The 11,788-nt window shown below is 40.1% G+C and carries 6 protein-coding genes; 2 read left to right on the top strand and 4 right to left on the bottom strand.

Translation table 11 applies throughout. The features are described 5' to 3' along the window. The first annotated feature begins 282 nt into the window (after positions 1–282). Positions 283–1,686, top strand: a complete 1,404-nt coding sequence (locus FC093_RS14030; RefSeq protein WP_137262428.1) for a glycoside hydrolase family 30 protein — start codon at positions 283–285, stop codon at positions 1,684–1,686. Positions 1,687–2,117: 431 nt separating this feature from the next. Further along, a complete protein-coding gene (locus tag FC093_RS14025; protein WP_137262427.1) occupies positions 2,118–4,934 on the top strand; it encodes a TolB-like translocation protein in 2,817 nt (938 codons plus the stop codon). A gap of 400 nt (positions 4,935–5,334) precedes the next feature. Here the strand turns inward: FC093_RS14025 and FC093_RS14020 are convergent, their stop codons facing one another. From FC093_RS14020 to FC093_RS14005, 4 genes are all read right to left on the bottom strand, one after another. Beyond that, positions 5,335–6,387: an NAD-dependent epimerase gene (locus tag FC093_RS14020; RefSeq protein WP_137262426.1), complete on the bottom strand. Its 1,053-nt coding sequence runs from the start codon at positions 6,385–6,387 to the stop codon at positions 5,335–5,337. Positions 6,388–7,058: 671 nt separating this feature from the next. After that, positions 7,059–8,303 (bottom strand): glycosyltransferase family 4 protein, encoded by a 1,245-nt coding sequence (locus FC093_RS14015; protein WP_137262425.1) that lies wholly within the window; start codon positions 8,301–8,303, stop codon positions 7,059–7,061. A 245-nt stretch (positions 8,304–8,548) separates the two neighbouring features. Then, positions 8,549–9,853, bottom strand: a complete 1,305-nt coding sequence (locus FC093_RS14010; protein ID WP_137262424.1) for a nucleotide sugar dehydrogenase — start codon at positions 9,851–9,853, stop codon at positions 8,549–8,551. Next, entirely contained in the window at positions 9,850–11,787 is a 1,938-nt protein-coding gene (locus tag FC093_RS14005; protein WP_137262423.1) for an alginate lyase family protein, read from the bottom strand. The genes FC093_RS14010 and FC093_RS14005 overlap by 4 nt, the downstream gene beginning before the upstream one ends. Position 11,788 lies beyond the last annotated feature (1 nt).

Genomic DNA, 11,788 nt, shown 5'->3' with positions numbered 1-11,788 from the left:
CAGATGGGGATTAAAGAGACTTAAGGGGCATAGGCTATACGAATCATGCTTGATACTTCTTTGTGAAAGGTCATCTCTCCGTGGTTCAAATCTTTTAAACAAACGCTTATTCTTATCCGGCAACCTTCACGCTTTTACGGTTCACCCATTTATTTTCCCCGTTCCCAGCCTTGTAGCTTATTATCAGCTAACTTATTTTAAAAAGGTATAATACACTATAACATACTTCTTCAAATAGCCTCACCGCCTTACTTTTACAACATCATCCAAAAAACAAACGTTATGCTGTTTACCCGTACATCCATCTTTATTGTATTGCTGCTATGCTGTACCAGTTATTATAGCTACAGCCAAAATAAAGAAGTACAGATTTTTACCACTTCCAACGATAAGCAGGCTCTGTTTACGCAAAGCACCGGCACGTTTGCACCGGAGCAATGGCACGGTGCGGAGGAGCGCCGTGTGATAGGTATTGATGCTGCTACACAATACCAGATGATAGATGGTTTTGGCTTTGCACTAACGGGTGGCAGCGCACAGCATCTGGTGCGCATGTCATCGGCGGCACGGCACGCTGTTTTGCAGGAGTTGTTTGGTGTAGGTAAAAACGATATTGGCTTTAGCTACCTGCGGGTAAGTATTGGCGCCAGCGACCTCAACGATCATGTGTTTACCTACGATGATATGCCCGACGGACAAACCGATACCGCATTAACGCACTTCGATTTGAAAGAAGATAAACAGGATGTAATACCGGTGCTGAAAGAAATCTTAGCCATTAATCCAACGATCAAAATTTTAGGCTCGCCGTGGACCGCGCCCGCCTGGATGAAGACGAATAACAATGTAAAAGGTGGCAGCCTGAAGAAGGAATACTATGGTGTATATGCACGCTATTTTGTAAAATACATACAGTCCATGAAAGCACAGGGCATCACCATAGATGCAGTAACCCTGCAAAACGAGCCGCTGAACCCAAAGAATACGCCGAGCATGGTAATGCAGGCAGATGAACAGCGCGATTTTATAAAAAATGATGTAGGTCCGTTATTCAGGCAAAAAGGTATTAAAACAAAGATTATTTTGTACGATCATAACTGCGATGTGCCCGAGTATGCTATTGCTATTTTAAATGATAAGGATGCTGCGCAATATGTAGATGGCAGTGGCTTTCATTTGTATGGTGGCGAAATAGAATCCATGAGCGCCGTGCATAATACGCACCCGGATAAGCATCTATACTTCACCGAGCAAATGGTGATAGATTTAAAGGAGTTTGATATTGTATCGCCGGTAAGCCGCCTGATAATCGGTGCCACGCGCAACTGGAGCCGCAATGTATTGCTGTGGAATTTGGCTGCTGATAAGAACAACGAACCGCATACAGATAATGGTGGCTGCCCGTTTTGCCAGGGCGCTATTACTATTGACGGCGATTCGGTAGGGCGCAACGTGGCTTATTATACCGTGGCACACGCTTCCAAATTTATACGTCCCGGTTCGGTGCGTATTGCCTCCAATAGTTACGACCAGTTGCCCAACGCTGCTTTTAAAACACCGGAAGGTAAAATAGTGCTGATTGTTGCCAACACTACCGCCGATGCGCAAACTTTTAATGTGGTATTGCAGGGCAAAACATTTACAGCCACCCTCACCGGCAATGCAGTAGCTACGTATGTATTTTAAGATAAAATAACCCAACGCATCATTGCGGGCGGTGTGAAGCAATCTGTGCTATACCTGTAAATTAAAATAAGTGGCTTATTTTGAACGGGTATTAATAAAGTTTAAGTATATCGTCAAAATTAAAATAGAATAATCCCGAAGCCGTCATTCCGTGAACGCTGCCAATTAGAAAATTTTATAAAGAATAAATCAGCGGCGGCTTTCCCGATGATTGGGGGAAGTAGTACGCAATTTGTGAATGAACATTAATTACACCTAATACCAACGGCGTACTTATCATTATTAACGCATGAATACCAGCAGTTTATGTTGACTGTACTACTACCCGCAGGTTGCTTCATTCTTTAGCAGCAACGAGATAAACAACCTGTAAGGTTACATAGTTAAATAATCCAAATCACTCCTGCAATCCATATCTTTATTTCAAACTTATGCTTCTAAAAAAAATCTTCCTTTTTCTTGCTGTTATACTGAGCGTTATTCCTGCCATTGCACAGCAATTCGGCGCTACACCCTCCGGTATCAAATGGAAGCAGATCAATACCGATACATTCCGGATTATTTATCCCGCCGGGCAGGATTCTATTGCACAGCACATCGCAGCCATCACACGCCTGGAACAACAAAAATATGCAGGCACATTAGGCAATGCTGTGCACAAGATAAACATCGTGTTGCGCAATAAACTCACCTACTTCAATGGGTATGTAAGCTTAGGCCCATACCGCAGCGAATATTATTTATTGCCACAGCAAAATGCTTTTGAATTAGGCGCGCAAAGTGCTGCCGGTCTGCTGGCAGTGCATGAATACCGGCACGTAGAGCAATACAGTAATTTCAGGAAGGGACTGAGTAAAACAGCCTATATTTTATTTGGAGAAAACGGGCAGGCATTAGCCAACAATGCAGCAGTGCCCAACTGGTTTTTTGAGGGGGATGCAGTATATAACGAAACGGAACTAACTAAGCAGGGCAGGGGCACACTGCCTTATTTCTATAATGGGTATAAGGCGTTGTATATGGATGGTAAACAGTACACTTTTATGAAGTTGCGCAACGGCTCTTTCAAAGATTTTGTACCCGATCATTATCCGCTTGGATATATGCTCGTAGCGTATGGAAGGGAGAAATATGGTATGGATATTTGGAAAAAAATAACCGAGGATGCAGTGCGTTTTAAACCATTGATTTATCCCTGGCAAGGTGCAGTAAAAAGGCACACCGGCATTATGTACCGCCGGTTTGTACGCGATGCATTTACCTATTACCGGCAGCAATGGAAAACGGAAAAAACACCTGCTGTTGATTGGGTATCCAAGCTGCAAAAGAACAATGTGATTAATTATCAATATCCTTATAAAACAGACGATGGGGCAGTAATGGTTTTAAAAAACAGCTATAAAACAGTGCCTGCTTTTTACAAAATATATACAGATGGAAGAGAGCAAAAAATAGCGGCGCAAAGCATTACCAACGATGATTATTTTTCTTTTAATCACAACACCATTATTTATGCGGCTTATCAGCCCGATATGCGCTGGGGTTACCGGCAATACAGTGTAATAAAAACAGTAAATGTTGCTACCGGAAAGGAACAAAAAATTACGACGCGCACCCGGTATTTCTCGCCCGATATAGCGCACGACGGAAGTAAAATAGCAGCCGTTGCCTTGCTGCCCAATCAGCAATCCACATTGGATATATTGGATAAAAACGGCGATAAGTTGTTTGCTTTTACCAACGATAGCAACTATGTTTATTCATACCCGAAGTTTGCACAAGATGATCGATCCATTTTTGTAATGCTGCGCAAGCCTACCGGCGAAATGAGTTTGCAGCAGTTGGATATCGAAACAAAAGATAAGCGGACTATTTTGCCGTTTGCCAATCGTATGCTCGGCTTTCCGTCGGTACAGGGCGACACATTATTGTATAGCATTACCGGCAATGCCCGCGATGAAGTACATGCGTATATTGTATCGCAGCAAAGAGCATACAAACTGGCCGGTTATCCTACGGGTTTATATGGTGCTGCACTGATGCAGGATGGTAAAATAATCAGTACTACGCAAACGGCAGATGGAAAGCGCCTTGGTGCCTGGCAGGCGGCATGGCAGCCTGTTACAAAAAATAACACACTAACCCGTTTGTATGTGCCATTGCCGGCAATACCAACTGCTGATAGCACCATTACCAATGTGGAACCGGCACAGTATCCCACCTCCGGTTATCACAAATGGAGCAATCCGTTTAACCTCCATAGCTGGCAACCCGATTATGCCGATCCTTTGTTTACATTTACTATCTATGGCGAAAATATCTTAAGCACCGTACAAACCCGGTTGTATTATCAATACAATACCGTAGAAAAATACCATCAGGCAGGCACTGATTTTTTGTATGGCGGCTGGTATGTAGAGCCATTTATCAATTTCTCAGAAACGTTTAACCGTAAGGCTTACAGCGATAGCAATATATTGCAAACCTGGAACGAATGGAACGCCGGCACAGGCTTGCGGCTGCCGCTCAATCTATCCGGTGGCAGGCAAAACAGGTATATAACCACTGCCGCCTCTTATAATGTAAGAGGCATACAATTTACCGGTGCTGCTAAGGAAAAATGGACTAATGGTTATTATAATATTATCCAAACAAGCTTAAATTATATAGGCCAGCGGCAGCAGGCAGTACAGCACATTTTTCCGCGTTGGGCACAAACTTTTTCTGCACAATACCGCACATTGGCCGAAAGCAAAAAGGCATACCAATTATTACTGTCCGGCGCTTTGTACCTGCCCGGTATTTTGAAAGCACACAGTCTTGTATTGAATGCGGCTTATCAAACAAGCGATACGCTTTCCAATTATCGTTTCAGCAGCAGCTTCCCGTTTTCGCGTGGTTACAATTTTATCCAGGATCGCGTATATCCCAACATGTATAAATTGGGTGTCAATTATCATTTTCCGCTCTGCTATCCCGATTGGGGCTTTGGCAATATTGTGTATTTCAGGCGGATAAGAGCTAATGTGTTCTTCGACTATACGCAACTGCGTACCAACAATGCAAAACGGTACCGGCCTTCTTTCAACTTCAAAACTGCCGGTGCGGAGTTGTATGTAGATACGCGCTGGTGGAACGAGCAAAGCATTACCATAGGCATCCGCTACAGCCGCCTGCTCGATACAAAGTACATTGCACAATCGCCCAACCAGTGGACGCTCATCTTACCGGATAGTATTTTTGAATAAGGATTTTAACCGCGAAGACACTAAGCCGCAAAGGACTTTTGTTTCTTCTGTATTATTGTATATCGTGCTCTTACATTATTTGCCGGTAATCAAATGTATGTTTTATAATATATTAGAAGTAAAAGGTATGTAAGTCAAACTACATTGCAGGTAACATAAGAAGTGCAATTTAGAATAAGTGGAGGCGCAGGCCCGGACAAACGCGCGGAGCGATCGGGTTGTCCTTGAACTTTTTTGTTACTTTTTTCTTTCAAGAGAAAAAAGTAAATATGGATTATAATTCCAAAATCAATTCCTAAACACCTGTAATGTCTCCACTCACCTAAAACTTCTACCGGATGGCGAAATATTATTCAAAATGGTATTAAAATAAAGTACATGTAGCTAATAATGTACTTTGTTACATCTTATAAAATTCCCTGAACCATTGTACAAACTCCCGCACTCCATATTCAACAGGTGTATCGGGCTTGTAGCCGAGTTCTTCTATTATAGGGGTAACATCAGCGTATGTCTTGTACACATCGCCCGGTTGTAAAGGCATAAAGTTTTTGATGGCTTTTTTGCCAACAGTTTGCTCAATAATTTCAATGAAATCCATCAGCTTTACCGGCTGGTTGTTGCCAATGTTATATATTTTAAAAGGTGCCGACGAAAACGACGGATCAGGTGCTTTGGCAAACAGGTCTGCATCACCTGTAGGCGGATGTTGCGCCACACGTACAATGCCTTCTACAATATCATCTATATAAGTAAAATCGCGCAGCATATTACCATTGTTATACACATCTATTGGCTTATCTTCAAGGATAGCTTTTGTAAAAAGCGACAGCGCCATATCAGGTCTGCCCCAGGGTCCATATACCGTAAAAAACCGCAGTCCGGTTACCGGCAGCCTGTACATATTGCTATATACATGCGCCATCAGTTCGTTGCTGCGTTTGGTAGCGGCATATAGCGAGATGGGATGATCCACCGGATCGCCGGTAGAAAATGTTTCCTCCGTATTCATGCCATACACGCTCGAGCTGCTGGCATATACCAGGTGCTTAATGTTAAACTGCTTGCAGCACTCCAGTATATTTAAAAAGCCCAGCATGTTGCTGTGGATATATGCATGTGGATGGGTTACACTGTAGCGCACGCCTGCCTGTGCGGCAAGGTGAATAACAATATCAAACTGCTTTTCGCTAAACAACTGCTGCAACGCCTGGTAGTCTTCAAGGGCGAGCACATAAAAAGTATAGCCGGGGTGCGTGCTGCTTTGTATAGCAGTGTTATAAAGAAGACTGGCAGTGTCTATTCCTGCCGCCTGTAGCCTGCCATGTTTCAATGCCACGCTATAATAGTCATTCAGGTTATCAATGCCCGTAACGGTATTGCCTGCCTGTATAAAGGCATTAGCTACATGAAACCCGATAAACCCTGCCGTACCCGTAATAAGTATGTTCATTTAAGAGTTTGTTTATCCATGTAAAGAATAATTGAATTCCCTGCTAAACAGCCACGACAAGCATTATCAGTTTGCAAATGTTATATTTTAATTTGTATAAAAGAAGAGAAATGCGGTAAGTGGAAATATTTAAAAATGCTAATCGCAAGGAAGAATGTAGAACAGATAGCTGTATAATGGAAAATATTTTGTCGGAGATAAAATATCTAAACTGTCCGCAAGCATTCATCAGCTAAGCTATAAATCTAAAAATAAGGGTGCAATTTAGAATAAGTGGAGGCACAGGCCCGGACGGATGCGCGGAGCGATCATGCCGTCCTTGAACTAAGCGAAGCGCGTTCTCATGAATACCATTGAAAAAACATTAATGCATTCATACTTTTTGGTTACTTTTTGATCAAGTAAAAAGTGACAAACAACAACTATATGTAAGCAATCACATCTTTAAAGCTTTGGTATTCACACCCGCTAAAAGCAAGTTAAGAATAAATAGTAAGCCTTTCCAAATAGCAATATGTAATACCAAAAACAAAACAGAAGAGTTAAAAGTAGTATATTCAAATAATCCAAACGGCTAAGGAGTACAATATAAACTACTTACCTTTAAAAGAGAGCCAGTTTTGAATACAGTGCAATATGAAAAAGTACTTCTTAAAACTGCTGAATTAATGTTATTTTTCAACAAGCACCTTCACTCGGTTTTCCTGATAACTCGGTTTTGGTTGGATTTTAACACCCAAAATGGTTGAATAAAACTGAAGTAGTTTTTTACTTTCATGTTCCCACGAAAGCTCATTAATTACCCTGTGATAGCCGTAATCACCCATTTTCTTTCTTAGTAAGGCATTATCTAGCAGTAAGTTCATTTTATCTGCAAAATCTTCTACATGGTCGGCATACAAGGAGGCATCCTGGGCCGAATATCTTCCTTCCTTAAGATCAAACTGAATAATTGGTTTTTTAAGCGCCATGTATTCCATGATCTTATTCATGGTAGAAAGGTCATTCATACACGTTGGCTTATCGGGGTTTACGCAAATATCGGCGGTGTTTAAAATATCAACCATCAATTCATCCGACACCCTGCCATAAAAATCTACATTGTCCGAAAGTCCCATGCTGTGGCTCAGCTCCTGCATATTCTTCAGGCTGGTACCTCCGCCAATAATGGCTAATTGTACGTCTTGCCTTTTTGTAAGCAGCAGCTTAAAGGCTTCCAGCAATAGATCAATACCTTCCTGGTCGCCAATAACACCTATGTAACCAATCAGGTATTTTTTACCCTTTTTATATTTACTGTTGCCTGCTGTTATCCTTAGCCTGTCTAGCTTAGGACCACTGCGTACTACTGCTACGCTGTCCGTAGGCATGTTGCCTCTTTGTATGGCAATTTGTTTATAAGACTCATTGGTGGCAATACTATAATCAGCCGTTTTAAAGTTCCATCTCTCAAACAACAGCATCAGCTTATAAAAAAATCCTTTTTTATTAAACTTTGCAATATAGAGTTCGGGATTAATGTCGTGGTGATCAAAAACATATTTAACGCCAAACAGCTTAAACGGAATAGCAATTACAAAACCAAGGTCGGGCGGATTACAAACCTGCAGGACATCGAACTTCTTTTTAAGAAAGATTTTCCAGGCCAGCAGCATTTCCCAAAACAATACGGTAGAATATTCAATCAAATAACCAAGCGCGCCACTGGCTTCTATTCCAATTGGGTGCCGGTAAATAGATATGCCGTTTATTTCCTCGTACCGGGTAGTATATTCCCGCATGATGGGGCAGATAATTGACACTTTTGCACCCTTTTCTTTCAAGGTATTAGCTTCTTGCCAAACGCGCCGGTCAAAGGGTACCGGCAGGTTTTCAACGATGATAAGAATGTGTTTTCCTTTCAATTCTAAAGACATGATGTTGATGCTATTTGGATTCCATACGATAATGATAATGATAATATGCTACATAATTATATTCAGCTTTCGGCGGGTGGGGTAACCGTCGGTAACTGCAATCAGATGGTGTTTCTCCATCCGGATGGTCGCCTGCTGCCAAAGATAATCATGTAAACAATGTACTAAAGTATTATATGAGTTAAATATCTTTATACATTATAAGTTCCAAAATTAGTTGTATTATCCAAAAATATTTTTTTGTTTTACCAGTTAATACCCGTATAAGTGTTTTTCTCCTTCAGGTACGGTAGTCGCACCATGTCAATAATAATTTTACCGCTTACCTGTTGCAGAGCATTTTCTATTCCCCTTTCTTTATTACTTACCACCAGTACATCACTTTCCCGTATCAGCTTATCCAGATCATGCGAAAGTAACTTTGCCAGGTGCGGTATCCTGCTTTCGATATACGCTTTGTTTTTACCGGTCAGCCGTGCTACCTGTATATTTTCGTCGTAAATACGTAGGTCAAACCCTCTGCCCAGCAATATTTCCACCACTTCCACAAAAGGACTGTTGCGCAGGTCATCTGTACCGGCTTTAAAGCTAATACCCAGTATAGCAATTTTTTTTCCAAAATATTTGCTCAATAGGCCTACTGCACGTTGTATCTGTATGTCGTTGGTTTTATCAATGCTGTTTATGACGGGTGTTTTTATGTATAAATCATGGGCGAGCGTTTGTAGCCCCTTCAGATCTTTGGGCAGGCAGGAGCCGCCATAAGCAAAACCTGGTTTGAAATAATAGGGGGAAATGTTTAACTGTTGGTCTTTGCAAAAAATCTCCATCACTTTATAAGCGTCTATACCCAGACTGCTGCAAATATTGCCCACTTCATTGGCAAAAGAGATTTTAAGTGCATGATAGGTGTTATTAACATACTTCATGATCTCCGCAACTTTTACATCTGTTACAATTATTTCTGCCGGCAGTTGCTCGTATAAGGCTTTCATTTTTTCGGTAGCCTTTTCGCAATCGCTGCCAATAAGGGTAAGCGGTGGATTATAATAATCAGCTACTGCAGTGCCTTCGCGCAGGAATTCGGGGTTATCTACAACTGCAAAATCAATATTGTTTTTTTTGCCCGATGTATCTTCAATAATGCGTGCAAACTTCTCGCAGGTGCCCGGAAAGATGGTGCTGCGTAAGGCTATTATATGGAACTCATCTTTCTGTGCCAGTACTTCGCCTATATTTTCTGCAACGTTAAAAATGTATTCTAAGTTGAGATGTCCTTTTTGCGACGAAGGCGTACCCACTGCAACAATAGAAATCTCTGTATGCAATATGGCTTGCTTATAATCCTTGGTAGCGCTTATCCTTCCTGCTTTTCGTTGCTGGTGTATAATGTCGTCTATATCTTTCTCTACAATGGTAGCTTCCCCATTATTTATCTGCTGTATTTTAGTTTCGCTTACATCTACGCCTATTACCGTATGACCGTTTTGTGCAAGACATCCGAGGCTTACGCAGCCAACATATCCAAGTCCAAAAATGCTAATGTTCATTGTGCTATTTTAATCACTGTTTCAAAAATAATTGTTTGAGTAGTTTCGTAAGAGCTTAAAACAGTAGTACAGGGTTGTTTTTGTAAAAACGAAGAAGAATACCATCCTATTATTTCAGGTGAGGTTTGCCCATTTATTAACGTGGGTTTTAACTTTGAATCAATAATCAATTTGATGTTGGAATTAGTTTCAGAGTAAATGTCAAGTTCATTGTCTGTTACTTTTTTTACAATCCAGGCAGGATGGATATGAAAGGGCTGTTCAATTAATTTGCTTTCAGTTCCCTTAATATTTATTATATCTTTTATTGTTATTACGTTATTTATCTTGTCAAAAATAAAGGAACGAATGTGCTCTGCTCCTGTCTGCTTATAACCATTATGAGAAGCAATAATAGTATCCTGCACTTCATTACTTTCACTTTTTATTACTGTTGTTTTATAGTGTTGTAGCCACATAGTTGGACCGCCAATAGTTGCCTGATTTTGCTTATTAATTCTTATGGTATTATGAGCCAGGGTACCCATAAAATATTTTCGCCACTCCGGCTCTGTATGATAAGTATAAGTGCCGGAATCAATAAATACTGGTATTCCATTGAGGTGTAAAATAAAAGAAAGTGCATCTGCATGTCCGTGTGCTGCAATAGAAAGAAAGCCTAAGGAAGCCGCATCAAAGTGAATATATATTTCATTCTGATCTTTTACTTTTCTTAAAATAAAATGCCCTTCCTCCGGATAGAGTTTGCTTTTTTGTGTATCTGTTGTACCATGTGCTTTTTGTAAGCTATTTTTAGCTCTATGTGCGGTAAGTAATTTTGACTTTAAATCTAAGGCTTCCGTTTTTTTCCATTCAACATTATTAAATAGGATAGAAGCTGTATTTAATAGGGATGAAAAATTATTATCATGTTGATTTATGTGTAGCAATAGCAATTTGCCATCATCTTCATCGCCGTACTGAGGAAATCGATTTTTTATATCCAGAAAGTTATAAATGTAGTCACAAATTCTCTGTAGCATTGCTACATAGCTATGCGAGAAAGCTATATGATGCTGTTCCGCTACAACAAAAGCAATCAGGAAAAAATCTGTAATAAATTGTATATATTCTGCTGCTTCTTCTTTGTTTATACCATTTTTGCTGTGTTGTATCTGGATTTCTTTTTCCAAACCTTTCATAGCATAGTTTCGCCATTTTGCCGATTCGGGAAATTGCCATAAGCAGGAAGCAATAAATAATCCTGCATACTCAGAAATCAAATGGTTATTTGCTGACGAAAAACGAGAGGGATTTTTGTAACTGTAGTAGCAATGCTTATAGATAAGTGGCAACCAAATATTCTCCCGGAAGTCTTTGTACTTAACATCAGAATGCCAGATTTCATCGGAATCTAAAATTATCCAACACCAGTACCAATTTATTAATCTTATGTTGACTTCTATATTACTGTACCAGTTAACACCGACTAAGTAAGGATTTTGTAAATTCCAGTCTGTTATAATATCACAAAAAAGTTGTATTAATTTCTTGTCTGATGTTTTTTTATATGATAATACCAATGGAAGTAGAAATTCTAAACGATTAATTTCCCAAACTACTTTCGCACTTCCAAATTCATCGGAACGGATATTAATCTCTTTTGCAAACTTTTTAGGAAAATGTTTACCTGTAGAGATGTCTAAATGAAAATCAAGAGCATTGGATAGATCAATCTTAAAGGTAAAAAAATGATATACGTATTCAAAGTCTGGAAAAGAATTGTAGTCTATGTTTAAATTGGCAGAATTTACATTTATAAGTTCTGAAACTGGTATCTTATAAATTCGCTTTTCATTTTTTTTTTGTAAAAACTCACGGAGCCGGAAGATAATTTCCGGCCCGCTCATAGTAGCTAATCTGTTGCGAAACCACTTTATCTTGTCTGTTTTCATT

Origin of the sequence: Ilyomonas limi (assembly GCF_005233845.1) — a bacterium.
GTDB classification, from domain to species: Bacteria; Bacteroidota; Bacteroidia; order Chitinophagales; family Chitinophagaceae; genus Ilyomonas; species Ilyomonas limi.
This window is presented reverse-complemented; position numbering and strand designations above follow the sequence as displayed.